Origin of the sequence: Kribbella sp. NPDC049584 (genome assembly GCF_040675555.1) — a bacterium.
In the GTDB taxonomy this organism is placed as follows: Bacteria; Actinomycetota; Actinomycetes; order Propionibacteriales; family Kribbellaceae; genus Kribbella.
The window spans coordinates 772,351-795,455 of record NZ_JBFAPF010000003.1; the positions used below are offsets into that span (position 1 = coordinate 772,351).

Sequence of the window (23,105 nt, forward strand, 5' to 3'; positions counted from 1 at the left end):
GGAGGGGAAGCATCGTGTCGGATGAATTGATCGGCCGGCTGCGGGGAGCGGTCGCGGGACCTGTGCTGGCGCGGGGGGACGAGGGCTTCGCGGAACAGCTGTCGGGGTTCAACCTGGCGGTTACCCACAGTCCTGAGGTGGTGGTCGGCCTGACGTCCGAGGACGACGCCGCGGCCGTGGTTCGAGCAGCGGCAGAGACCGGTACGCCGGTTCGCGTGCTGGCAACTGGGCACGGCGTACCGAACCCGATCCAGGACGGGATCGTCGTCACGACCTCCCGGCTCAAGGGCGTGACCGTCGACCCGGACACAAAGATCGCGCATATCAACGCCGGCTCGGTGTGGGCCGATGTCATCAGCGTTGCCGCGCCGCACGGACTCGCGCCGATCGCGGGCGCTTCCGAGGTCGTCGGCTGCGTCGGATACACGCTCGGCGGTGGACTCGGGCCGCTCGCGCGGACCTACGGCTTCTCGTCCGACTGGGCTCGCGGTTTCCGAGTGGTCACCGCTGCTGGTCCGGTGACGGCCAGCGCCACTGAGAATCCGGACCTGTTCTGGGCGTTGCGCGGCGGCAAGGGCGGTTTCGGCATCGTCACGTCGATGGACTTCGAGCTCGCCGAGCTCAGCACCCTGTACGGCGGATCGGTGTTCTTCAACGCGGAGCACATCGCTCCCGTGCTGAGCACCTGGACCGAGTGGACCAAGACGTTGCCGGAGAGCGCGAACTCGTCGGTCGTGATCCTGCGCCTCCCACCGCTCGAGTTCATCCCGGAACCGCTGCGTGGCAAGACCGTGCTCAGCGTGCGGTTCGCGTACGTCGGAGATGTGGCCGAGGGCAAGCAATTGTTCCAGCCGATCCGCGACGCCGGTACGACGCTGATCGACGCGGTCGGCGAGATGCCGGCCGGCGACATCCCGCTGATCCACAACGACCCGAAGGACCCGACGCCGTCGTGGGACCGCGGCATGATGCTCGACGAACTGGACGCCGACTTCGTCGCGGCCTTCCTCGAGGCGGCCGGTCCGGACCAGCAGCTCCCGTTGATCGCGGTCGAGATCCGGCATCTCGGCGGCGCCACCGAACGCGACGTACCCGAGGGCAGTGCGGTCGGCGGCCGCGGCGGGGCATACACCCTGACGCTGATCGGCGTACCGGATCCGAGCCTGTTCGAAAAGGTGCTTCCGGCAACGGTCGACGGGCTGATCGCGAAGCTCGAGCCGTGGATCAGTGCCGAGACCACGGTGAATTTCGCCGGCGGCTTCGCGTTGCCGGGTTCCTACGAAGCGTCCTGGCCCGCCGACACGTTCGCGCGACTGGGCGAGATCCGGGCCACCTACGACCCGGACTCGCTCTTCCCGTTCGGTCCTCGCCAGGAGAACTGAGGTTCGTAGCCGAGCAGACGCCGCGCCTTGTCGATCGACAGCAGCGTCTCGTTCGGCCCGAACGGCCGCTTGACCTCCACGCCGGGGAACACTTCGGCGAGGAGCTCCTCGTTCGGCCGGGACATCACGGTGTCGGCGTTCGCGACGATGAAGACATCGGTCCCGGTCACGTCGTACTCGAGTGCCTTGCGGACAGCCTGCGCCCCGTCACGGGCATCGATGTAGCCCCAGAGGTTCCACTTGCGGGCCCGGGCGTCGGAGTCGAACGAGGGGAAGCGGGCGTAGTCCTCGGGGTACATCACGTTGGAGAAGCGCAGCCCGATCAGCTTGAGGTCCGGGTGCCACCGGCACAGCTGGCGGGCGAGCTCCTCCTCGAGCGTCTTCACCAGCGAGTACGTGCTGTTCGGCCGCGGCGGGTAGTCCTCGTCCACCGGCACGTACGGCGGGAACTCGTCGAACGGCAGACCGAGCACGGTCTCGCTCGACGCCCACACGATGTTCCGGACGCCGGCCCGCAGCGCCGCGGAGAACACGTTGTACGTCGCGGTCATGTTGTTGTGGAACGTCGCCGCGTTCGGTCGCAGACCCGGCGCCGGGATCGCCGCCAGGTGCACGACCGCGTCGACGCCGTCGTGCCGGTCGTCGATCCCCGCGATCGCCTCGTACGTCTGGCCGAAATCGGTCAGATCGAGCCGCGTCGACGTAACGTCCGCGCGCGCCGGCGGAGCCTGGTCGAGCGCGACCACGTCCCAGCCGTTGTCCGCGAGGTGGTCGACCACGGCGCGACCCAGCTTGCCGCTGCTTCCTGTCACCGCTACCCGTGCCATGTTCTTCATCGTTGCAGATTAGGATTTGGCTTGTGAAACTTGCTCAGCGGATGGGACGACTGGGGACCGAATCGGCCTTCGAGGTGCTGGCCAAGGCGAAGGCGCTGGAGGCGCAGGGCCGCGAGATCGTGCACCTCGAGATCGGCGAACCCGACTTCGACACCCCGGCGCATGTGATCGCCGCCGCGCAGCAGGCTCTGGACAAGGGCTTCACGCACTACGTGCCCGCGCCCGGGATCCCGGAGCTGCGGGCCACCGTGGCCGAGTTCCTCGAGCGCACCGGCCGGCTGCGGACCTCGCCCGACCGGGTGCTGATCACGCCGGGCGCGAAGCCGATCATGTTCTTCACGATCCTTGCCTTGTGCGAGGAGGGCGACGAGGTCCTCTATCCGGACCCGGGCTTCCCGATGTACGCGTCGATCGCGTCGTTCGCCGGCGCGAAGCCGGTGCCGGTGCCGCTGCGGGAGGAGAACGGGTTCGTCATCGACCCCGACGAACTGCGCTCGCTGGTCACCGACCGGACCAAGCTGCTCATCCTCAACTCTCCGCACAATCCGTGCGGCAGCGCTTCGACGCCGGAGCAGCTGCAGGCGATCGCCGAGATCGCGATCGAGCACGATCTCGTCGTACTCAGCGATGAGGTCTACTGGGCGCTGCGGTACGACGGCGAGCATCACAGCGTCCTCGACGTCGACGGGATGCGCGAGCGGACGATCCTGCTCGACGGCTGGTCGAAGACGTTCGCGATGACCGGTTGGCGGCTGGGCTTCGGCGTGTTCCCGGAGCCGCTGGTCGAGCCGGTGACGCGACTGATGATCAACTCCGTCTCCTGTACGTCGGCCTTCAGCCAGTACGCCGCGATCGCCGCACTCGAAGGACCGTGGGACGACGTCGACCGGATGCTGGACGCGTTCCGCGAACGGCGCGAGGTGATCGTGTCCGGCCTGAACGCCGTACCGGGTGTGTCCTGTGTAGAGCCCGGCGGCGCGTTCTACGCGTTCCCGAACATCAGCGAGCTCGGCCTGTCGGCATCGGACCTGGCCGATCGCTTGCTCGACGAGGCCGGCGTCGCGTGTCTCCCGGGCACGTCGTTCGGCGTGTACGGCGAGAACCACCTTCGCTTCTCCTACGCGAACTCGGTCGAAAACATCCGCCGGGCCCTGGATGCGTTCACAGAACTCGTGAAAGCTCACTGAAATGAGCGGTGACGGGAATCAGCACGGGCACACGCATCGGCTGGATCTGGACGATGCGTCGGTGCGGGAATGGGATGCGACGGTCGTCGGGGTGGATCCGGAGCGTGGGATCGTGCTCGACCGGTCCGCGTTCTACCCCGGTGGTGGCGGGCAGCCGCCGGACGAGGGTGTGCTGCTGTGGGGCGGCGTACGGACGCGGATCGTCGGGACGGTGCGCGGCGACGACCTGTATCTGGTGCCGCACGACGGCGACCCGGTGCCTCCGGTCGGTACCGCGGTGCGAGGTGCCCTCGACGACGAACGGCGTACTCAGCTGATGCGGACCCACTCCGGGCTGCATGTGCTGACCGGAGTGGTGTTCCGCGACTTCGGCGCGCTCGTGACCGGCGGGAACATGGAGCCGCTGTCGGCGCGGATGGACTTCGACCTGGCCGAAGTACCGCCGGACTTCAAGGAGCGGGTGGCGGAGGCGGTGAACGCGGAGATCCGCACCGACCGGCGGATCACGGTCACCAACCTGCCGCGCGAGGAGGCGTTCGCGATCCCGGACATCATCCGGACCGCGACGAACCTGCTCCCGCCCGACATCGAGATCGTCCGCATCGTCGACATCGCCGGCCTCGACACCCAGGCCGACGGCGGCACCCACGTCGCGTCGACCGCCATGATCGGCCAACTCGAAGTCGTCAAAATGGAAAGCAAAGGCAAAGGCTTCCGCCGCCTCCGAGTCAAGATCACCTGAAACATAAGAGAAAAGCAGCAGAAAGGGCTGTTCAGAAGTGCTGGGTAGGCCTTCAAGGGAAAGATAAGAGTTAGAGGCCGGCGTCATCTCCTCCGACGCCAGCTCGTCCTGTACGGCGGTCAGTGGTCAGCTTCGATGGTCGCCCGTAAGTTCGCTGGGCTGCACAGTGCGCCAGGGCAGACACCGACCCACCGTGGCCAAGGAGTTGGGCTTGCAAGGCCTGCGCCCACGTCGAGCACAGGAATGCCACCGCGGCCAGCATGGTCCTCACAGAGGCTGCCGACCCCCTGCCACGGGGCCTGCCCGCGATGGTGGGGACATGCAGCCGTTCGCCTTGTAAATAAGGGACTTCATCGGTTGAACCGATTTGGCAAGTCAGTGTTTAGACAGGTAGAATCGAACACATGTTCGAGACCGATCTGAGCGAGCTCTCCACGGCCGACCTGCTCGAGTCGGCCGCCGAGCACCGCGCGATCGCCAACCAGGCCGACGCGCGACTGCTCCAGCACGCCCAGATCTACGCCGACCGGTTCCACCCCTCCACCTGTCGCGTCCGACCCGGCCGCCGCTCCGCCGACGGCCGGGAACGCGCCGTGGTGCTGGGCGGTGACGGCTGCCCGCAGATCGCCGAATTCGCCATCGCCGAATTCGGCGTCATCCTCGGGATCTCCCCGATGGTGGCACGCCAGCTCCTCGGCGAAGCGCTGGCATTGCGCCACCGCTTCCCGTTCACCTGGGCCCGCGTCCAAGCCGGCGACGCCACCCCCTGGAAAGCCCGCCAACTCGCCTCGGCCTGCCTGAAGCTGTCCGAGGAAGCCGCCCGGTCGGTCGACCAGCGCGTCGCACCCCTGATCGACTCCATCACCCCCTACCGCCTCGACAGGATCATCCGCGCCGCCAAAGCCCACGCCGACCCCGGCCTCGCCCGCACCGAGACCGCCGAAGCAGCCCAAGAACGCGGCGTCTTCATCGGCCGCAGCGACCACCACGGCAACAAAACCATCTACGCCAAGGCTCCGGCCGGCGCGGTCATCCGCCACGACGCCACCATCACCGCCATCGCCGAAGCCCTCAAAACCATCGGCGACACCCGCCACATCCAACACCGCCGCGCCGACGCCCTCGGCATCATCGCCGACCCCCGCTTCACCCAACAACTCCTCACCCAAGCCCGCAACCACCCCACCCCCACCAGCAGCCCGACCACCTCCCCAGACACGTCCACAAACACGTCAACAGACACGTCAACAGACACGTCCACAGACACGTCCACAAACGCCGCCATGGCACCCGCCGACACCTCGAGCCCGGCTCCACGCCCTGCCCGGCAACCGGCGAACTCGACGACCCCTGACGCAGCGGCTGGCTCGCGTCGCGTGGATGCAGCCTCGCAACCGGTCTCTCGCACCCGATCGGCGGCGACCGGCCACAGCGCGCTCAGCCCACACGACACGGCGACCGGCCCCAGCGCCTCCGGCCCACACGACATAGCGCCGGGCCCCAGCACGTTCAGCCCACACGATGTAGCGACAGACCGCAGCACGTCCGGCCCCCGCGGCCGCTCGAACAACACACCGCGCAGGTCACCAGACCCCACCCACGGTGACACCACGGCCCACCCAACAAGCCCGCCGTTTGCCGGTCCACGCGACCGCTCGAACGACACGCCGTGCGCTTTGCCGGCCCCGGCTCGCGCTGGCACTCTGGCGCTCCCGGCCAGCCCGCCGTACGACCACGCGCGCGCAGGTGACGTTCACCTGACTGATCCACTTGAACCGCCGGATCCACTGACCGATGAGGCCGGGCCCTACGATCCCGATCCGCCGAGCGACCCGTTCGACACTCGGCCGATGGGCTACGTTCCCGGTCCGCGGACCGAACCCGACGAAGGCGTGCCGATGGACGGCGCCGACCTACGCGCGCTCGACGCACGCCTGGCGCAGATCAAACACGATGCCTACGCCAACCCCGCGAGCGCCAGCGGACAGGTGCGCCCTGGGCAGACCGAGGTCGTCGTACACCTCACCGACCTCACACTCACCACCCGCAACGGCGTCCTCCGCGCCGAGGGCATCGGACCGCTACTCGCCGACCAACTCACCGAACTCATCGGCCATGCGCCCTACACCGTCAAACCCGTCATCGACCTCAACGACGCCATCAGCGCCGACGCCTACGAAATCCCCACCCGCATCCGCGAACGCGTACGCCTCACCTACCCCGTCGAACTCTTCCCCTACGGCACCCGCGAAACCCACCACACCATCGACCTCGACCACATCCAGCCCTACGACCCCAACGGCCCGGCCGGCCAAACCAGCACCCGCAACCTCGCACCCCTCAGCCGCTTCGCCCACCGGGTCAAGACCCACGCCCCCGGCTGGAACGTCCGCCGCGTCAACGCAAAGACGCTGGAATGGACCACACCCCACGGCTTCACCTTCCACGTCGACCCAACCGGAACCCACCGCCAGCCCAACCCCACACCCGACAGCTGACCTGAGCTACCTGGAAGACTTGGCCGAGCAACTCGATGTTCTTGTCGCGATTGAGCCCAACTGGAGAACCTACGGCTGACCACCGAAGCCAGCCACTGCTCTAAACTTCTGTTCTTTCCTTTTGCTTTTCTTTGATCTCTAGGACTTCTGCTGCTTCTGTTCGGTGGCCTGGCGGCGGACTTCGGCTTGGGTGGCGCGTTCGTGTTCTAGCCAGTCGGGGTTCTCGGCGCGGATGGCTTCGATGTCGTCCGTTGTGAGCGCCTCGGTGATGCCGGCGCGGGCCAGGCCGCTGATCGAGACGCCGAGTCTCGCCGCCACCACAGAGCGTGGATGCGGTCCGTTCCGCCGGAGCTCGCGCAGCCACTCGGGCGGGTCGGTCTGCAGCGCGTTCAGCTCGTCGCGCGACACGACACCCTCCTGGAACTCCGCCGGCGTGGCCGGGAGGTACACGTCCAGCTTCTTCGCCGCCGTCGAGGGCTTCATCGTCTGCGAAGTCTTCTGGGGTGTCTTGCGCGCTGTCATGACAGCAGGGTAACGCCCGGTAACCTGTGAGCCGTGACCGGATTCCGGCTGGGCTACGTTCCTGGCGTGACCCCAGCCAAGTGGGTCCGGATCTGGGCCGAGCGCCTCCCCCGCGTCCCACTCGAGCTGATCCAGGTCACCGCCGCCGAAGCGCCGGAGCTGGCACGGCGTGGCGAGGCCGACGCGGTGCTGCTGCGCCTGCCGATCGACCGCACCGGTCTGCACGCGATTCCGCTGTACGTCGAGCAGACGGTCGTCGTGGTGCCGAAGGATCATCTGATCACGGCCGCCGACGAGATCACCGTCGACGACCTCGCCGACGAGCTCATGCTGCACCCGCAGGACGACGTACTCGACTGGGAACGACCGCCGGGCCGGCTGATCGAGGAGCGGCCGGCCCGCACCGGGGACGCCGTCGAATTGGTTGCTATGGGCACCGGGTTGCTCGTCGTGCCGCAGTCGTTGGCGCGGTTGCATCATCGCAAGGACCTGACGTACCGGCCGGTGACCGGCCTACCGGAGTCGCAGGTCGCGCTGAGCTGGCCGGAGGCAGACGAGCCCAGCGAGCTGGTCGAGCATTTCATCGGCATTGTCCGCGGGCGTACGACGAACAGCACCCGCGGGCCTGCTCCCGAACCCAAACCGGCAAAGGCCGCCCAGTCCAAGGCCGCCCAGTCCAAGGCTGCTCGCTCCAAGGGCGCGGCGAAGAAGCAGGGCCCGGACAGAAGCCGGCAGAAGCGCCGGCACCGGCGCTAGTCTAAAGTTGAGTTCTCAACTATCATCGTGGGTATGGCGATCTTCCGGTTGAACCACGCGGTCCTGTACGTGCGCGACGTCGCAGCGAGCGTCGCGTTCTACCGAGACGTCCTGGGCTTCGGCTACACCGAGACCGGTGACGCGATCCCGGGCGCCGCGTTTCTCCGGGCGCCGGGCTCGAGCAACGACCACGACCTCGGGCTGTTCCAGATCGGGTCGCAGGCGGGTTCGTCCGGCGCGGGCCGGACGACGGTCGGGCTCTACCACCTGGCCTGGGAGGTCGACACGCTCGGCGACCTCGAGGAGCTGGCCGGCCGGCTGAGCGAGCACGACGCGCTCGTCGGCGCCTCGGACCACGGCACGACGAAGTCGCTGTACGGCAAGGACCCCGACGGGCTCGAGTTCGAGATCGTCTGGATCATCCCCGCCGACCTGCTCACCGACGAGGACCGCAACAAGACCGGCGTCGCGCGGCTCAACCTCGCCGCCGAGATCGAGAAGTACGGCCGCGACTCGCGCAGCGGCGTAGGTATCTCCCGCACGCTCGCCTGACGTCAGCGCACGATCTGGTCGGCAATCCGCAAGGAGTTGGCCAGGACGGTGAGGACCGGGTTCACGCCGCCGTTGGTGACGTGGAGTGAGGCGTCCGCGATCCAGACGTTGTCGTGACCCCAGACACGGCCGTGCGGATCGGTGACCGAACGGGCCGGGTCGTTGCCCATGCGGCACGAGCCGGCCTGGTGCTGTCCGCTGCTCGCACGGCCGAGCGTGCCGACGGCGCCGACCGCGGTCCGGATCGCACCCGCCTCCTCGAGCCATGCCTTGGCCTTGGCGCTCATGAAGCCGTGCGCGCGCACGTCCTCCGGATGGATCGATCCGCTCGTCACCACGACCGGATTGCCGAACCGGTCGACCACCGACGGATCGACCCGCACCCGCGACTCGGCCGACGACACCTCCTGGATCGGCCCGACCACGCGCAGCATCCGCCGTACCTCACGACGCATCGCCTGCTTGCTCGCCGCCCCCGCGGGCGGGATCAGCCCGGCGCCGGTCAGATAGTCGTACGTCGCCGCGGGTGTCGGCACGAACTCGTTCGCGAGCATCCCGCCACCGATGATCCCGTCGTTCCCGTGCCGGAAGTCGCAGGTCGCGATCGACGCACCCGGCCCGACGAGATCGACAACCTCGTCCTCGAACAGCCCGATCGCACCGGCGTACACATGGGCCTGCAGATGCCGCCCGACCTGGTCCTGGTTGTTGCCGATCCCGTGCGGCTCGCCGTCGTGCGCGCTGTTCAGCAACAGCCGTGGCGTCTCCGATGCGCCGGCGGAGACCACCACCTCGTCGCAGGAGATCGTCCGCCGCCATCCGCCGTCTGCGACCAGCGCGACGCCGGTAACTCGGCCGGCTGAGTCGGTAACCAGCCGCTCGGCCGTCGTCTCGGTGACCAGCGTGCAGTTGCCGGTCGCGAGCGCAGCTGGGAGCGCGGTGTTGTGCGTACCACCCTTGGCGTCCACAGGGCAGGCGAAGCCGACGCACTGCCCGCAGCGCACACACCCTGAGCGGCCTTGGTAGTCGACCGAGTTGATCAGCAGCGGTACGTCGAGGATCCCCCAGCCCAACCGCTCCGCGGCCGCGGACAACAGCTCGGCCGGCCTGGTCCGCGGCATCGGCGGCATCGGCAGCGGGATCGACCGCGGCTCGTGCCACGGATCCGTCCCACCACCGCTCACCCCGAACCGCTGCTCGGCCAGCGAGTAGTACGGCTCGAGGTCGTCGTACGAGATCGGCCAGTCGGCGAGCGCGCTCCCCTCCGGTACGCCGTACGTCGTCGCCATCCGGAAGTCCCGCGGCACGAATCGCCACGCCTGCGCGCCGTACACGCGCGTCCCACCGCCGACCGTGAACGCGTTGTTCCCCCACCCACCGTCGGGCGGCAGCACCTGACTCCGCACACCGTCCACGACCGAGATCCGTGGCCGCCCAGCCGGATCCGGATCCGTCAGTGCAGGCAGCCCTGCGACCGAGCGCGGATTGCGCAGATGGTCATGCGCGAGCGATTCCGTCGTCGGATAGCGCCCCAACTCGACGACGAGCACCGACCGCCCCGATTCCGCCAGCACTTGCGCCGCCGCTCCCCCGCCGGCACCCGAGCCGATCACGATCGCGTCGTACCGATCCGCCAACGTCGACCGCGGCGTCATCGTCAACTCGGTCTGCACCGGCGAGAAGTCACCGGTCTGCCACCCGACCATTCCCCACGCCGCCGGCTCCGCGTAGTACCCCTGCGCTACCAACCGAACCAGCCAGGCGCCATCCGCATTCGCCAGCACCGCATCGAGGTCCGGCACAGGCCCAGCCGCCTCCAGCGCCCGGTCGACCCGCGGTTGCCAGTCCGGCCGATCCTCGGCCAGGACCCGCTCCACGAACGCCACCGCTCCAACCGCCGCCGGATACTCATCCGCAGGCACGGCGGCCTCCGCGAGGCGCTCAAGCACGATTCGTTGCTGTTCAGAAAGGGCCACGATCAAATCCTTTCACGCACCACGCAACCTCGCACGGTTTGTACTTGCCGGTCCATTTTTGCCGAGCAACGCTGTGGGCATGGCACTTGACGACTATTACCTGCTCGGGCGGTCGGGGCTGCGGGTCAGCCGGCTGGCACTGGGCACGATGAACTTCGGACAGGCGGGCTTCCACGCGCCGTACGGCAAGACCGAGGACGAGGCACGGGCCATCTTCCGCGCCTATATCGATGCCGGCGGCAACTTCATCGACACCGCCGACTTCTACACCGCCGGTGAGAGCGAACGGATCCTCGGCCGGCTGATCGCCGAGGCGGGCATCCGCGAGCGGATGGTGCTCACCACCAAGGCGACCAACAGCGTCGACTCCGGCGACCCCAACGCCGGCGGCAACAGCCGCAAGCACCTCATCCGCGCGCTCGACGAGTCCCTGCGCCGGCTCGGCACCGACTACGTCGACCTGTTCCTCCTGCACACCTGGGACCGCATCACCCCGATCGACGAGGTACTGCGGACCTTCGACGACCTCGCCCGCGCCGGCAAGATCCGGTACGCCGGGCTGTCCGACGTACCGGCCTGGTACGCCGCTCGCGCGCAGACGCTGGCCGACGCGCACTCGCTGACCCCGATGGTCAGCCTGCAACTGCCGTACTCGCTGGCCGAGCGGACGATTGAGACCGAGCACATCCCGATGGCACAGCAACTTGGGCTCGGCATCACCGCGTGGAGCCCGTTGGCAAGTGGCTTCCTCACCGGCAAGTACCAGCGCGACGACGCTCAGGGCCTGGCAGGCGAAGGCCGACTCACCGGTGACGGCTCACCGGCGCGGACGTGGGGCGACCGGCACTGGGACCTGTTGAACACGGTCAAGGATGTGGCGGACAAGCTAGGCGTGACGATGGCCCAGGTCGCGGTCAACTGGGCAGCCACCCAGCCCGGCGTCGCGTCTGCGATCGTCGGTGCGAGCCGCCCGGAGCAGCTCCGGTCGAGCATCGAGGCTCTCGGGTTCGAACTGCCGACCGAGCTTCGTGCCGCGCTCAACGATGCCAGCACCGTAGCCCCGGAATCGATCTACCGGATGTTCACGCCTGAGTACCAGGGCTGGTTGGTCAACGCCGGAGCGAAGGTCGCGGACAAGCCGGCGGGCTACCGGCCGCCGGTGGTCAACTGGAGGTAGTCCAGACAGACGTCCAGCGCGTACTCCAGATGCTTCGACGAGCCTGACGACATCAGGATCGCCACGCCGCCCTGGATCGCGGCGATCAGTGCCGCCGCAGCGCGGGCGGGATCCACGTCGGCACGGATCTCGCCCGCGTCCTTCATCTCTTCGATTCCGCGCTCCAACCGGTGCTGCCACTGCTCGAGCAGCTTCCCGGTCACGGCCTGCGCCGCCGGGGAGTGCCGCCCGATCTCGGTGATGAGGACGCCGAGCGGGCAGTGCACTCCCTGGCGTCGGTACTTCTCCACGAGGACGTCACGCCACTCGGCCCAGGCGTCCCAACTGGTGAGCTGCCCGAGGTGCGGCTCCTGGTCCTCGAGCACCTGCTCGGCCTCGCGCTCGGCGACCGCGAGCAGCAACTGCTCCTTGCCCTCGGGGAAGTAGTGGAACAGCTGGCTCTTCCCGGTCCGGCTGCGCCGGCCGATGTCGTCCAGCTTCACCGCGCTGATCCCACGCTCGCGGATCTCGGCAGCAGCGGCCGTCACGATCCTGTCCCGCGTCGCCGCGCCCTTCGCTGTCAGCACGCGGTCAAATGTACCCGCCGGTCCATCAGCTCCGGTCGGCGTTGAGCTCCGCGAGCTTGCCGAACACCTTCTTCGGCCGCCACTGCCCGTCGTCGCCGACCGCGACCAGCCCGTACGACGAGAGGTCGAGATCGTGCTCTGGATCGCTCTCGCGGTGTGGCAGCTCGAAGCCCGCGAAACTGAACCAGAACGCCGCCGCCAGCTCGATCCGGTCGAACTCCTCGACCAGCTCGAACAGATACTCCACTTGTTCCTCCTCGTCCCGCTCGTACGATCCGTTGATGACCGGCGGGACGACGCTGCGGTCCACGATCATCCAGCCCGTCCCGCCCCGCTCGGCCGCGCCGCGGTACGCGCAGCAACCGAACTCGGTGGCGACGACCGGCTTGCCCCATTTCGATCGCGACGCCAGCTCGTCGGCGAAGGTCGCAGCGTTGGCCGCGTCCCGGTACGCATCGACGCTGACGATGTCGAACAGCTCCCAGTTCACGTCCTCCCACAGACCGGCGGCGTACGTGATCCGGCCGCCGAAGGCGCTCCGAGCGGCACTCGCCAGCTCCTCCTGCACCGCACCCCACCGCGCCAGGCCGGCCTGCAGTTCCGTCAGCTTGGCCGGGTCGGTCCAGGTCGCCGAATCGCCCATCAACGCGAGCCGCTCCCCCGTCGTCTCGCCCGGCACGAAACCCTTGCAGAACACGGACAGCTCACACCCGAGCACGAGTACGACGTCGCCGCGCGCCGACTGCCGCAGTACCTCGGCCTGTGCGGCGCTGTCGGTGAGGAAGGCGATGAACTCGGACGGCTCGAGGTTCATCGGCATCGGCGAGAACCACAGGTCCAGACCGGCCGCCAAGGCCGCCTCGCCTGCCACCACCAGCCGGTCGAGCTCGGTGCCGACCACCCGGACCGCGGGAGCATGCAGCTCGTCCGCGATCACGGCCATCTCACGGCGTACCGCGTCGGCCTCGAAACGGTTGCGCGTACTGCGGCCGTCGTACTGCAGGCCGGTGTCGTAGTTCACCCCGATTGATCGCATGATCTCGAGCCTAGCAAGTGAACTCATACTCGGTACAACTTTTTATCCGGTATGGTTAAACCGTGAACCATCAGGGCCGCCGGGAGCGGAAGAAGGCCGAGCTCCGGACCCGGATCTCGGAGGTCGCGACCGCGCTCTTCCTCGAGCGCGGCTTCGATGCGGTGTCGGTGTCCGAGGTCGCCGAGGCGGCGGACGTCGCGCGGCCGACGGTGTTCGCGCACTTCGCCCGCAAGGAAGACCTGCTCTTCGACCGCTACCCCGAGGCAGAGGCCCTGGTCGTTGCCGCAATCAACGACCGCCCGGCCGGCACGTCCGCTGTCCGGGCGCTGTCCGATCTTCTGGTCGCGCTGGCCGACGAGGGGAACCCGCTGTCCACGATCCGCGGCACGTTCCGCCGGTTCTGGGAGGTCGTCGCCGAGTCCCGGGCCTTGCAGAACCGTGCCCGCGAACTACTGCAGCAGATCGAGCAGGCGGTCGCAGCAGCGATGGCGCAGACCGGCGTACCCGATCCGCAGCTGACGGCCGCGCTCACGGTCGCCGCCTACCGCGTCGTCCATCTCGAGTCGGTACGCCGGATCTTTGCCGGCGACGACCCCGCCGTTGTCGCCGCCCAACACCGCCAACGCATCATCAGCGCGCTCGCTGTCGTCGATCAGGCCTTCACGTAGGACGCGATCGTCCGCGCGCAATCGATCGACCCGGTGAGAGACGTGTCCACCTCGACGTCGTACGTGATGCCCTGATGGACGATCAGTGCCTGTCCTTCGGCCATGCCGGGTGGGCGGTCGCCGCGGGCGAGTTCGCGTTGCGCCGCGATCGCAGGATCGCAACGAACACCAACCCACAGCGTCTCCAGGTCGCCGATCGCGTTCTGCCAGCGCTGCTGCGAGGACGGGCCTCCGAGGAAGACGTCGTCCATGACGACCCGTCCGCCGGCTCGGCACATCGCGACGATCCCGGCGGTCCAGGCCACCTCGAGCTCGCGGAACGCGGACCCGACCGACACCTCGCCGTCCGGACCGATCACGATCCCGTCCGGCGAACCCTCGAGCTTGGCCGGCAGCGCGTCGACGAAGTCGTCCACGCTGAACCCGAGCCACGGCTCGTCCAGCACCTGCTGCAGCGCCCGCACGATCGCGGTCTTCCCGGAGCTGGATCCGCCGTTCAGGATGATCAGTCGAACCGTCACGCCTGCAAGGCTAGAGGCTGGTCCGGCGTCATCTCGACGGCTTTACGGCGAGCCAGCCCGAGGAACGGCACCGCGAGCACCTGGATCCCCGCCGCCAGCAGGTACGCCTGCCCGTAGCCCCACAGATCCGCGGACCGGCCGAGCCCCGGCTGGACCACGACGCCACCGGCCGAACCGAGCAGGTTGTCGAACGACAGCACCGTCGCCCGCTGTTCCGACGGGATGTGACTGTTCAGGTAGGCCTGCCGCACCGGCGTCATCGCGGCGAACATCGTGCCCCACACCATCAACAGACCGAGCGCGGCCCAGAACGACGTCACCAATCCGATCAGCGCGATCACGGCCGCGGAGGTGGCGATCGCCCCGATCAGGATCGCGATCCGGTCCCGGAAGATGCGCGCGACGTACGACGCCGACGCGCCGCCGGCGATCTGCGCACCGGCCACGATCCCGGCCGACAGACCCGCGATCCAGTACGAATCGGCGTGCCCGTACAACTGCAGGAGATAGGGCTGCGCGGCGTAGAAGCCGTACACGCTGACACCGGCGGTGAACGGACCGGCCAGCATCACCCAGCGCACCGGCGGATTCAGCAGCCCGTGCCGCAGCGACGCCCGGACGATCCCGCCCATCTCTCCGCGCACCGAGACCCGGGGCTTCGGCGTGAACCCGAGGTCGCGCATCGCCCGCCACGCCGCCCCGAAGGTGACCGCGAGCAACACCGCGCGGACGACGTACGGCATGCCGAGATTCGTCACCTGGGCCAGGAACCCGCCGCCGATCGAGCCGCCCATCATCGCGATCCCGCTCGCCACCTGTCCCTTCGCGAACGCCGCGTCGAGAGATCCGCGGTACCCGGTCGCATGCAAGCCGTCGACCAGCCACGCCTCGGTCGCGCCGCTGAAGAACGTGAACCCGAGCCCGAGCAGCACCGACACCACCGCCCACAACACGAACGGCGCATGCGCCCGCCACAGGAGCAGGTAGAGCAGCGTCGACCCGAACAGAGTGGCCGTGCCCAGGAGGTACGACGTACGCCGTCCGACCGTGTCCGCGACCACACCGGTCGGAACCTCGAACAGCACCATGCCGGCGGTGAAGAAGGCGTTGGCCGCGAAGGCCTTGCCGATGCTCAACCCCGCGTCCAGCAGGAACAACGTGTTGATGCCCCAGATCATCGACGATGCTCCCGTCGACACCGCGACCAGCGTGACGTAGGTCCGCAGTACCCGCTCCGGCGTCATGGTGTGTACCTCCTCCGTAGTCACCGGATACGTCGGAGTCGCGGCCGCGGGCTCGACACGCACTTCGGAAAACACTCGGGGCGGGTATCGTCCGGTCCCGTGACGGATCAGCAGCCGGGGTCGGCAGACACCCCGGGTACGGCGGGGACAGCCGCGAGCGAACCAGATGTCGACAGTGGAGCGCCGCAGGTGCCGAACGCCCACAACACGGCGAAGCTCGCCGTAGTCGTGGGGGCACTCGGTGTCGTCTTCGGCGACATCGGCACCAGCCCGATCTACACCCTCCAGACGGTGTTCAACCCCGAGGACCCGCATCCGGTGCCGGTCAGCGACAACAACGTCTTCGGGGTGGTGTCGCTGATCTTCTGGTCGGTGATGATCATCGTCACCGTCACCTACATCCTGCTGGCGATGCACGCCGACAACGACGGCGAGGGCGGCGTGATGGCGCTGATCACGCTGCTGCGCCGCTGGCGGTCCACCCACCCGAACCGCCGGGCGGCGGCCGTGTTGGCCTCGGTCGGATTGTTCGGCGCTTCGCTGTTCTTCGGCGACGGGATGATCACACCGGCGATCTCCGTACTGTCGGCGGTCGAGGGCCTCAAAGTGGTCGAGCCTTCGCTGACGGACTACGTCGTACCGATCACCGCGGTGATCATCATCGTGCTGTTCATGGTCCAGCGCCGCGGCACGGAAACGGTCGGCCGGGTCTTCGGACCGGTCATGATCGGGTGGTTCACCGTGATCGGCGCGTGCGGCATCGTCGGCATCGCCGAGCATCCGAAGATCCTCGAGGCTTTGTCGCCGACGTACGCGCTCGGTTTCCTGGCCGGCCATTTCCACATCGCGTTCTTCGCGCTCGCGGCGATCGTGCTCGCCGTCACCGGCGCCGAGGCGCTGTACGCCGACATGGGCCACTTCGGCCGGCGCGCGATCAGCCGCGGCTGGTTGTTCCTCGTCCTGCCCGCCTGCACGCTCAGCTACCTGGGACAGGGCGCGCTGATCCTGAAGGACCACTCGAACATCAGCAGCCCGTTCTTCCTGCTCATCCCCGGCTGGGGCCGGCTGCCCCTGGTGCTGCTCGCCACCGCCGCCACTGTGATCGCATCGCAGGCGGTCATCACCGGCGCCTATTCGGTCGCGTCACAGGCTGCCCAGCTCGGGTACCTGCCGCGCCTGCGGGTGGCACACACCTCGGCGACGACGATGGGCCAGATCTACGTGCCGTTCGTCAACTGGCTGCTGTTCGTCTCGGTGCTCACGCTGATCTTCGCGTTCCGCAGTTCGGCCGCGCTGGCGTACGCGTACGGCATGACGGTGACCGGCACGATCAGCATCACCACGCTGCTGTTCTTCTACGTTGCGCACTACCGGTGGAACGTGCCGAAGTGGCTGATCGCCCTCGGTGCGATCCCGCTGCTGTCGGTCGACCTGCTGTTCATCGCGGCGAACCTGACCAAGCTGGTGCACGGTGCCTGGCTGCCGCTGCTGATCGCGCTCACCGCGTTCACGATCATGACCACCTGGCAGCGTGGTCGCCAGGTGGTCACGGCCGAGCGTGAGCGGGCCGAGGGCTCCCTGCAGGAGTTCATCGACCAGCTCGCCGCCGGGAAGATGACAGTCCGCACCGTGCCGGGGACGGCGATCTTCCTGAATCGCGGCGGTACCAGCGCACCGCTCGCACTGCGGGCGAACGTCCAGCACAACGAGGTGCGCCACGAGCATGTCGTGATCGTGGCGATCGAGACCGAGCCGGTCCCGCGCGTACCCGAGGACCAGCGGGTCACCGTCAACGACCTCGGGTACGGCGACGACGGGATCACGCACGTCACGATCAAGTTCGGCTACATGGAATCGCCGGACGTCCCCGCCGCGCTGGCCCTGCTGGACCCGTCCGCGACCGAGGGCCCGATCGACCTCGACAACGCGTCGTACTTCCTGTCGAAGATCGAGCTGCGCCGCGGCAAGGCGCCCACGATGGCGGGCTGGCGCAAGCAGCTGTTCCTCGCCACGTCCCACATCACCGCCGACGCCGCGGAGTTCTTCGGCCTACCGCGGGACCGCACCGTCATCATCGGATCCCACATCGAGGTCTAGCCGTGGACCAGACGTACGAGGAGAGGCACCCGCTCCCCCTGTTGTCGGGGCTGGTTCGTACGGTCTGGATCCAGCGCACGGGATCGGAGCCCTATCCGCAGCGCGATCTGCCGACCGGTGGCGTCGAGCTGCACTGCCCGGTCGGCGGCGTACCGCGGTTGATCGGACCGCTGACGCGGGCGCAACTGCAGGTGATTCCGCCGCGGACGACGATCGTCGGGGTGCGGTTCATGCCGGGCGCGGGGACGGCGCTGCTCGGCGTACCGGCTGATGAGCTTGTCGATTGTGCGGTTGAGCTGTGGGGGCCGGCGGCGGTCGCCATCGGGTCGATCGTGGCGGAGGCGTCGCCGCAGGACGCGTTGCTCGGAGTACAGCGGTATCTGGCTCATCAGCAGTTGCGGCCGGATCCGGTGGTGGCGGAGATGGTACGGCGGCTGATGCCGTGGGACCGCACCGGGATCGCGACGCTGGCCGACGATCTGGCGCTGTCGGAGAGTCAGTTGCGGCGGCGCTGCCTGACTGCGGTCGGGGTGAGTCCGAAGGCGTTGCAGCGGACGCTCCGGTTCCAGGGGTATCTCGCGTTGGCGCAGGCCGGGTTCGGTGGCGGGTTGGCGGATCTGGCGGCCGAGACCGGGTACGCCGACCATGCGCATCTGACCCGGGAGTGTGTGCGGTTGACCGGGGTGACTCCGCGCGAGCTCCTCGGCGACAAGGCGGACCGCTGCGACTGCGGGCATGACCACTCGGCGTCGTACGCGCCGTTTCTTGCCGGGTGGTACGACCGTTTCGTTCAAGCGCGGGCGCGGGTGCCGGCTCTAGCGTCAACCCATGGAGCTGATCGGGCCTGACGACGTGCGGTACGACGAACTGCGGTGGCCTGCTTTGCCGCAGTACCGCCACGTCCGCCCGTCGGCGATCGCTCGGTGCAGCTCGACAGAGGACGTGGTTGAGGCGCTCGCCTACGCACGCTCGCATGGACTTGCTGTGGCCCCGCGAGGCGGCGGCCATTGCTTCGCGGGCCGCTCGTCGACCACCGGGCTGCTGCTCGATCTGTCAGGCCTGTCCACGATCTCTGTAACCGCAGCTCCTGCCCCGACCGGCGCGAGGGCTACCCTCGCGACTATCAGCGCGGGGGCTCGGCTGGGGGGCGTGTATCGCGGATTGCATGAGCATGGGGTGACGATTCCGGCAGGGTGTGGGCCGACGGTCGGCATTGCCGGGTTGACGTTGGGCGGCGGTCTCGGGCTGCTCGGGCGGCGGTACGGGCTGACCTGCGATCGGCTCGTCGCGGCGACGGTTGTGCTCGCGGATGGCCGGGTCGTGGAGTGCTCTCGGGCGGCGGAGCCAGAACTGTTCTGGGCGCTGCGCGGCGCGGGTGGCGGCCAGTTCGGCGTGGTCACCTCGCTCGTGTTCGCGGCCGTACCATCCCCGACCGCCACGCGCTTCACCATCACCTGGCCGCGCACCCACGCGGCCGAGGTGATCGCTCTATGGCAAACCTGGGCGCCCGACGCGCCGGACACCATCACGGCCAGCCTCGCCGTGACTGCCGACGAGGTGCGTGTCTTCGGCGCGACCCTCGCGTCCTTCGACCCCGGTCCCCTGAGCGGTCACGTCGAACTGCGCGACGGTCTGAGCTGGCCTGACCTCAAGCGCAGCTTCTCCGACGAGGACGTTCCGGACGACCGGATCGTCTACAGCAAGTCCGAGTTCTTCAGTTCGCCGCTCCCCCGCGACACCATCGCCCGACTGCTGACCGCCTGGTGCGACCTCAACTTCACCCCGATGGGCGGCGCCTACAACCGCGTCGCCTCCGACGCGACGGCCTTCGCCCACCGCAGCGAACGCTTCCTCCTCGAACACGCGAGCACCGACCGGATCGCCGTACGTCACTCCTGGTCCATCGCCCACCCGCACGCCTCCGGCCGGCTCTACCCCAACTTCCCCGATCCCGACCTGACCGATCCGGCGGCGTACCACGGCGGCAACCAGGAGCGTCTGCTCGCCATCAAGCAGGCATACGATCCACATCACGTCTTTGGAGGCAGCAGATGATCGTGCTCTACATGACGATGTCGCTCGACGGGTACGTCGTCGGGCCGGACGACAGCGTGGAACAGCCGATGGGCCGCGGCGGGTTCCGGCTGTTCAACTGGCTCGACGACCGCAACTCCGACGGCCCGAGCGGCCAGGTGTACCGCGAGGCCCAGGCCACCGGCGCCGTCATCGCCGGCCGCCGCACCTTCGAACACGCGGGCCGCTGGAACGGCGACCACCACGACGGCGTACCCATCTTCGTCCTCACCCACAAGATCGACGCGAACGACGTACCACCTGGCAGCGCCCGCTTCGTCACCGACGTAGCCGAGTGCGCCGCCCAAGCGAAAGCCGCCGCCGGCGACCGCAACGTCCTGGTCCACGGCGCCGGCGCCGGCCAGTCCCTCCTCCAAGCCGGCCTCCTCGACGAACTGGAACTCCACGTAGTCCCCGTCCTCCTAGGCCAAGGCCGCCCCCTCTTCGCCAACCTCCCCACCACCCCCATCGAACTAGAACAAACCCGCCAACTCCCAGCCCGAGACGTAACCCACCTCCACTACCGCGTCGTGAAATAGTCCCCGGATGGACGAGAAAGCACAGCTCCTCAAGCACCTCGGCGACGTCCAACAGTCCTTGCTCTGGAAGGTGGAAGGGCTGAGCGACGCGGAGCTCCGGCGGCCGATGACGGACACCGGCACAAATCTGATCGGCATCGTCAAGCACCTGACCGGCATCACCTACGGCTACCTGGTCTCGGCGTTCGGGCGGGAGCGGGAGGCATTGCCGATCGAGGACGACGAGGAGTTGTTCTTCGGGCTGGATCTGTGGGCCACGCCGGACGAGTCCACGGATGAGATCGTCGCCGTCTACCGGCGTGCGTGTGCGGCGGGCGCACGGACGATCGAGGAGCTCGACCTCGACACGTCAGGCACACATCACTCCGGTTCGACCGTCACGCTGCGGGAGATGGTGTTGACCGTGCTGCTCGACACCACTCGGCACGCGGGGCATGCGGATGTCCTGCGGGAGCTGGTCGACGGGCGGGTCGGGAATCGCCCCGGAGACCCGATGTCGCCGGACGATCCGGAGTACCTGCGGATGTACCGGGCGCGGATCACCGGCGAGATCGACCGGGAGGCCTGGATGGCCTATGTGAAGAGCCGGCCCGACTACGACCCGTCAGTCTGGCGGGAGCATCGTGCGCGGCAGGAGACTCATAGCCAGGGTGGTAGTGGCTCCGCTGGGCGACCGTCGGACGTGAGCACCTCCGAGTAGGAACGGCCGGCTAGATACGCCGCGAGGTCCGGGAGGGGCGCGATGACTTCCGGTACGTCGCCGCGCTTGGCGCGGATGTCTTCGCAGAGAGCCTCGAGGAAGTCGGCCGGAAGGTCGGCGAAGGTCACGCCGGTGTTGAGATCGACGGCGTGGATCATGACCTCGCGGCTGCGCATCCAGGGAATCTGGGTGGCCGGGACCGGACGACCTTGAGCGGTGCGGATGGTGGCGTTCCACTGCTCGGAGCTCAGCGTGGCCATGGCCTCGTCGAGCGTCGCGGCCGACGAGTCGAACCACGTCCGCAGCTCATCGGCCGGGCGGAGGGCGCCGGCTTCGATGTTGGCGTTGCGGGATTCTGGGGATGGGTACATCGGGCGTTCTTCGCCGGTGCGGGCCCAGTGGACGAGGTTGCAGAGGGCCTCGGCGTTGAGGGACAGGTGGGCTGCCACGTGGCGGCGTTTCCAGCCTGGTAGCGCGGATGGTGCGTCCAGGTCGACCAGTGCTTCGCGGCACTTCGCCGTACCTTCGTCGATCCAATCGTCAACCCGGGCCATGATGGGAACGTAGCCGACGACGGCGCGGGTTCTTGCAGCGGTGGGGTGTTGTGGTGAGACTGACCGGATGAAGGAGGGGGCCCCGCCATGGTGACGTCGATCGGGGTGGTGGGACCGTCGGACCTGGTCACCTCCACCAGCCGGATCCTGAAAGGGCTGCGTGGGGTCGAGATCATCCCGCTGCGGTACCGGCGGGAGACCGATACGCCGAAGGTGATGGCCAACGCGCCGGGCAGTGTCGACGCGTGGTTGTTCACCGGCGTCGTCCCGTACCAGATGGCCGCCGCGCAGGGCCTGCTCGACCGGCCGGCCGCGCATGTCGAGTACACCGGCGCCACGCTCATGCGCGCCCTCGTGCAGCTGCTCCGCGAGGGCCGCGACGTCACCTCGCTCAGCATCGACGTACTCGACGAGGCCGAGGTCCGCGAGACGTTCGACGAAGTCGGGCTGCCGACGAGCGGCGTACGTGTGCTGCCGTACCGGCCCGGGCTCAGCCTCGAGGAGATCCTCGAGTTCCACCACGAGGCCCGCGCGACCGTCGCGATCACCTGTCTGCGATCGGCGTACGAGAAGCTCCGGACCGAGCAGACCACGCTCCGGCTCGCACCGTCGGTCCACTCGGTGCGCAGCGCGGTGAACAGTCTGCTGCTCGTCCATGACGCTTTGCGCAGTGACGATGCGCAGATCGCCCTCGGCCTGGTCGAGATCTCCCCCGACGCCGAGAGCGCCCTCCGCCGCGAGGCCGGCTCGCTCGGCGGCAGCGTCATCCGGTACGACGACAAGCGATGGCTCGTCATCGCGACCCGCGGACCGCTCGAGCAGGCGACGGCCGCGTTCACCGAGTTGGGCATGCTGACCCGGTTGAAGGAACAATTCGGACCAGTCCGGATCGGGTTCGGCATCGGCGGATCCGGCACCGAGACCGAGGCGTTGGCGCGCCGCGCCCTGGGCCGGGCGAAGACTGCCGGCCGTACGGCGGCGGTCGTGTCACTGCGCAACGACATCGATCTCGTGCTCGTCGGCGGGGCGGCACCCCGCGCTCAGCAGCGGTCGAAGCTGCAACTGCTCGCACAGCGTGCCGGCCTGTCGAAGGCGACCCTCGAGCGGCTCCAGGAACTCGTCCACGCCACGCCCGACGACGGTCTGACGACCCGCTCGGTGGCCGACTACCTCGGCATCCAGCCACGTACTGCGCGCCGCGTCCTCAACCGCCTCGAGCGCGCCGGCCTCGCCGAGGCAACCGGCACCCAACTCGGCACCGGCAGCGGCCGGCCCCTCGTGGTTTACCGCGTTCATCTCTGACTATTTCCCGAGCAGTTGACGCACTCACGCACGTCCGGCTAATTTCAGCCATGACCGTAATTCAGTGCGCACTGTCCCGGGAGGCCTTGTGGACAAGCGAATCGCACGGGGATTGATCGCTGCACTCGTCAGCTGCGCAGGACTGCTGTTCGTTTCGACGCCGGCCGACGCCACTAT

The 23,105-nt window shown here is 68.4% G+C and carries 22 protein-coding genes; 14 read left to right on the forward strand and 8 right to left on the reverse strand.

Annotated elements, in window-relative coordinates; genetic code table 11:
- Window positions 1–14: 14 nt before the first annotated feature.
- On the forward strand, window positions 15–1,382 hold the full coding sequence (locus AB0J62_RS15395) for an FAD-binding oxidoreductase (RefSeq protein WP_363869932.1): 1,368 nt from the start codon (window positions 15–17) through the stop codon (window positions 1,380–1,382).
- Here the strand turns inward: AB0J62_RS15395 and AB0J62_RS15400 are convergent.
- Window positions 1,334–2,218, reverse strand: coding sequence for an NAD(P)-dependent oxidoreductase (locus tag AB0J62_RS15400; RefSeq protein ID WP_363869935.1), 885 nt, complete (start codon window positions 2,216–2,218; stop codon window positions 1,334–1,336). The genes AB0J62_RS15395 and AB0J62_RS15400 overlap by 49 nt on opposite strands.
- 23 nt (window positions 2,219–2,241) lie before the next feature.
- Here AB0J62_RS15400 and AB0J62_RS15405 point away from each other — a divergent pair, with 23 nt between their 5' ends.
- From AB0J62_RS15405 to AB0J62_RS15415, 3 genes are all read left to right on the forward strand, one after another.
- Window positions 2,242–3,405: a pyridoxal phosphate-dependent aminotransferase gene (locus AB0J62_RS15405; RefSeq protein ID WP_363869938.1), complete on the forward strand. Its 1,164-nt coding sequence runs from the start codon at window positions 2,242–2,244 to the stop codon at window positions 3,403–3,405.
- A gap of 1 nt (window position 3,406) precedes the next feature.
- Window positions 3,407–4,147, forward strand: coding sequence for an alanyl-tRNA editing protein (locus tag AB0J62_RS15410; protein WP_363869943.1), 741 nt, complete (start codon window positions 3,407–3,409; stop codon window positions 4,145–4,147).
- A 404-nt stretch (window positions 4,148–4,551) separates the two neighbouring features.
- Window positions 4,552–6,645 carry a hypothetical protein gene (locus tag AB0J62_RS15415; RefSeq protein ID WP_363869946.1) on the forward strand — a complete coding sequence of 698 codons (2,094 nt, stop codon included), beginning with the start codon at window positions 4,552–4,554 and terminating at the stop codon, window positions 6,643–6,645.
- Between the two features lie 138 nt (window positions 6,646–6,783).
- Here AB0J62_RS15415 and AB0J62_RS15420 read toward each other — a convergent pair whose 3' ends face one another.
- Window positions 6,784–7,167 carry a DUF5997 family protein gene (locus tag AB0J62_RS15420; protein WP_363869949.1) on the reverse strand — a complete coding sequence of 128 codons (384 nt, stop codon included), beginning with the start codon at window positions 7,165–7,167 and terminating at the stop codon, window positions 6,784–6,786.
- Between the two features lie 33 nt (window positions 7,168–7,200).
- Between AB0J62_RS15420 and AB0J62_RS15425 the strand changes: the two genes are divergently transcribed.
- Together AB0J62_RS15425 and AB0J62_RS15430 are read left to right on the forward strand one after the other, a co-directional pair.
- On the forward strand, window positions 7,201–7,923 hold the full coding sequence (locus AB0J62_RS15425) for a LysR family substrate-binding domain-containing protein (RefSeq protein WP_363869952.1): 723 nt from the start codon (window positions 7,201–7,203) through the stop codon (window positions 7,921–7,923).
- Window positions 7,924–7,956: 33 nt separating this feature from the next.
- Window positions 7,957–8,475, forward strand: coding sequence for a VOC family protein (locus AB0J62_RS15430; RefSeq protein ID WP_363869955.1), 519 nt, complete (start codon window positions 7,957–7,959; stop codon window positions 8,473–8,475).
- 2 nt (window positions 8,476–8,477) lie between these two features.
- Here AB0J62_RS15430 and AB0J62_RS15435 read toward each other — a convergent pair whose 3' ends face one another.
- A complete protein-coding gene (locus AB0J62_RS15435) occupies window positions 8,478–10,451 on the reverse strand; it encodes a GMC family oxidoreductase (protein ID WP_363869958.1) in 1,974 nt (657 codons plus the stop codon).
- A 79-nt stretch (window positions 10,452–10,530) separates the two neighbouring features.
- On the opposite strand from AB0J62_RS15435, the gene AB0J62_RS15440 reads away from it, so the two are divergent.
- Window positions 10,531–11,628, forward strand: coding sequence for an aldo/keto reductase (locus AB0J62_RS15440; RefSeq protein ID WP_363869961.1), 1,098 nt, complete (start codon window positions 10,531–10,533; stop codon window positions 11,626–11,628).
- On the opposite strand, the gene AB0J62_RS15445 is transcribed toward AB0J62_RS15440, so the two are convergent.
- Window positions 11,598–12,194, reverse strand: a complete 597-nt coding sequence (locus AB0J62_RS15445) for a TetR/AcrR family transcriptional regulator (protein WP_363869965.1) — start codon at window positions 12,192–12,194, stop codon at window positions 11,598–11,600. The two genes, AB0J62_RS15440 and AB0J62_RS15445, sit on opposite strands and share 31 nt — an antisense overlap.
- Before the next feature lie 25 nt (window positions 12,195–12,219).
- A complete protein-coding gene (locus AB0J62_RS15450; RefSeq protein ID WP_363869968.1) occupies window positions 12,220–13,230 on the reverse strand; it encodes a hypothetical protein in 1,011 nt (336 codons plus the stop codon).
- A gap of 62 nt (window positions 13,231–13,292) precedes the next feature.
- Between AB0J62_RS15450 and AB0J62_RS15455 the strand changes: the two genes are divergently transcribed.
- Window positions 13,293–13,898 (forward strand): helix-turn-helix domain-containing protein, encoded by a 606-nt coding sequence (locus AB0J62_RS15455; protein ID WP_363869971.1) that lies wholly within the window; start codon window positions 13,293–13,295, stop codon window positions 13,896–13,898.
- Here the strand turns inward: AB0J62_RS15455 and cpt are convergent.
- Together cpt and AB0J62_RS15465 are read right to left on the reverse strand one after the other, a co-directional pair.
- Window positions 13,883–14,419: a chloramphenicol phosphotransferase CPT gene (cpt, locus tag AB0J62_RS15460; protein WP_363869974.1), complete on the reverse strand. Its 537-nt coding sequence runs from the start codon at window positions 14,417–14,419 to the stop codon at window positions 13,883–13,885. The genes AB0J62_RS15455 and cpt overlap by 16 nt on opposite strands.
- Window positions 14,416–15,663: an MFS transporter gene (locus tag AB0J62_RS15465; RefSeq protein WP_363869977.1), complete on the reverse strand. Its 1,248-nt coding sequence runs from the start codon at window positions 15,661–15,663 to the stop codon at window positions 14,416–14,418. The genes cpt and AB0J62_RS15465 overlap by 4 nt, the downstream gene beginning before the upstream one ends.
- A 99-nt stretch (window positions 15,664–15,762) precedes the next feature.
- Between AB0J62_RS15465 and AB0J62_RS15470 the strand changes: the two genes are divergently transcribed.
- Genes AB0J62_RS15470 through AB0J62_RS15490 form a run of 5 tightly spaced genes read left to right on the forward strand, consistent with a single transcriptional unit; the run spans window position 15,763 to window position 21,072 of the window.
- Window positions 15,763–17,760, forward strand: a complete 1,998-nt coding sequence (locus AB0J62_RS15470; RefSeq protein WP_363869980.1) for a potassium transporter Kup — start codon at window positions 15,763–15,765, stop codon at window positions 17,758–17,760.
- Window positions 17,761–17,762: 2 nt separating this feature from the next.
- Entirely contained in the window at window positions 17,763–18,608 is an 846-nt protein-coding gene (locus AB0J62_RS15475) for a helix-turn-helix domain-containing protein (protein ID WP_363869983.1), read from the forward strand.
- Window positions 18,589–19,815, forward strand: coding sequence for an FAD-binding oxidoreductase (locus AB0J62_RS15480; RefSeq protein WP_363869986.1), 1,227 nt, complete (start codon window positions 18,589–18,591; stop codon window positions 19,813–19,815). The genes AB0J62_RS15475 and AB0J62_RS15480 overlap by 20 nt, the downstream gene beginning before the upstream one ends.
- A complete protein-coding gene (locus tag AB0J62_RS15485) occupies window positions 19,812–20,372 on the forward strand; it encodes a dihydrofolate reductase family protein (protein WP_363869989.1) in 561 nt (186 codons plus the stop codon). The genes AB0J62_RS15480 and AB0J62_RS15485 overlap by 4 nt, the downstream gene beginning before the upstream one ends.
- Window positions 20,373–20,379: 7 nt before the next feature.
- Entirely contained in the window at window positions 20,380–21,072 is a 693-nt protein-coding gene (locus tag AB0J62_RS15490; RefSeq protein WP_363869992.1) for a DinB family protein, read from the forward strand.
- Here the strand turns inward: AB0J62_RS15490 and AB0J62_RS15495 are convergent.
- Window positions 21,012–21,626: a maleylpyruvate isomerase family mycothiol-dependent enzyme gene (locus AB0J62_RS15495; RefSeq protein ID WP_363869995.1), complete on the reverse strand. Its 615-nt coding sequence runs from the start codon at window positions 21,624–21,626 to the stop codon at window positions 21,012–21,014. The two genes, AB0J62_RS15490 and AB0J62_RS15495, sit on opposite strands and share 61 nt — an antisense overlap.
- 87 nt (window positions 21,627–21,713) lie before the next feature.
- On the opposite strand from AB0J62_RS15495, the gene AB0J62_RS15500 reads away from it, so the two are divergent.
- Window positions 21,714–22,928, forward strand: coding sequence for a hypothetical protein (locus AB0J62_RS15500; RefSeq protein WP_363869998.1), 1,215 nt, complete (start codon window positions 21,714–21,716; stop codon window positions 22,926–22,928).
- Window positions 22,929–23,105: the final 177 nt, after the last annotated feature.